Below are 1,504 nucleotides of genomic sequence, written 5' to 3' on the forward strand. Positions count from 1 at the left end.
ATAAGATTTAAATTCTCTATATGACCAAGAATCATCCATACCATCCAGTGCTTGAAATGGTGTACGCTGTCCTTTCTCTTGATTGGCTGTTGCTAAAACTAGTACCTTATTTGCTAAACTATCATCAAATGAAAGAGAAAGAGGCAAAATATGATCAATCTCATATTTATACTGATTTTCAATCAAATCTGCTATTGTTATATTCTTCCCAGTATAAAGACATTTTTCTCCCTGCTGATGCCAAAGACGAATTTTCGTAGCCAATGAAGATGAGAAAAATGCTGCAATGGAAAAAGCTGCTCATCAATATAATGGAAAAAAGGAACTACCAGATAGTATTTTTCACGGGCATAAAGAATTGGCTACGAAAATTCGTCTTTGGCATCAGCAGGGAGAAAAATGTCTTTATACTGGGAAGAATATAACAATAGMAGATTTGATTGAAAATCAGTATAAATATGAGATTGATCATATTTTGCCTCTTTCTCTTTCATTTGATGATAGTTTAGCAAATAAGGTACTAGTTTTAGCAACAGCCAATCAAGAGAAAGGACAGCGTACACCATTTCAAGCACTGGATGGTATGGATGATTCTTGGTCATATAGAGAATTTAAATCTTATGTCAAAGCCTCTAAGGCACTCAGTAATAAAAAGAAAGATTACTTGCTGAATKAGGAAGACATTAACAAAATTGAAGTCAAACAAAAATTTATTGAGCGCAATCTAGTTGATACTCGCTATTCTTCTCGAGTAGTTCTAAATGCTCTTCAGGATTTTTATAAATTAAATGATTTTGATACCAAGATTTCAGTGGTGCGCGGACAATTTACTTCTCAACTTAGAAGAAAGTGGCGGATTGACAAATCGCGTGAAACTTATCACCATCATGCAGTCGATGCATTAATTATCGCGGCCTCCAGTCAATTAAGACTTTGGAAAAAGTGGAATAATCCTCTGATTTCTTACAAGGATAACCAATTTGTGGATTCTGAAACAGGAGAGATTATTACATTGACTGACGATGAGTACAAAGAATTAGTATTTAGAGCCCCTTATGATTATTTTGTTGATATGCTAGGCAGTAAAAAATTCGAAGATAGTATTTTATTTTCCTATCAAGTGGATTCAAAGTATAATCGTAAGATTTCTGATGCAACGATTTATGCAACTAGAAAAGCGAAATTAGGTAAAGATAAGTCGGAAGAAACTTATGTATTAGGTAAGATTAAGGATATATATTCTCAAACGGGTTATGATGCTTTCATAAAGCTTTATAAAAAGGATAAAAGTAAATTTCTGATGTACTGTAAGGATCCGCTAACTTTTGAAAAGGTCATTGAGGAGATTTTAAAAACATATCCTGATAAGGAACAAAATGAAAATGGAAAAGAAGTTGCTTGTAATCCCTTCGAGAAATATAGACAGGAAAATGGTCCTATTCGAAAATATAGTAAAAAAGGAAAAGGTCCAGAAATTAAGAGTCTGAAATACTATGATAACAAA

Annotated in this window: 2 pseudogenes; one reads left to right on the forward strand and one right to left on the reverse strand. The window is 33.0% G+C overall.

The features are described 5' to 3' along the window. Positions 1-264, reverse strand: a pseudogene (gene cas9 / locus K4H96_RS11845) (type II CRISPR RNA-guided endonuclease Cas9); the annotation flags it as partial. On the opposite strand from cas9 (K4H96_RS11845), the pseudogene cas9 (K4H96_RS11850) reads away from it, so the two are divergent. Then, positions 260-1,504: pseudogene (gene cas9, locus K4H96_RS11850) on the forward strand (type II CRISPR RNA-guided endonuclease Cas9); the annotation flags it as partial. The pseudogenes cas9 (K4H96_RS11845) and cas9 (K4H96_RS11850) overlap by 5 nt on opposite strands.

The organism is Streptococcus sanguinis (assembly GCF_020729765.1).
Classification (GTDB): domain Bacteria; phylum Bacillota; class Bacilli; order Lactobacillales; family Streptococcaceae; genus Streptococcus; species Streptococcus sanguinis_Q.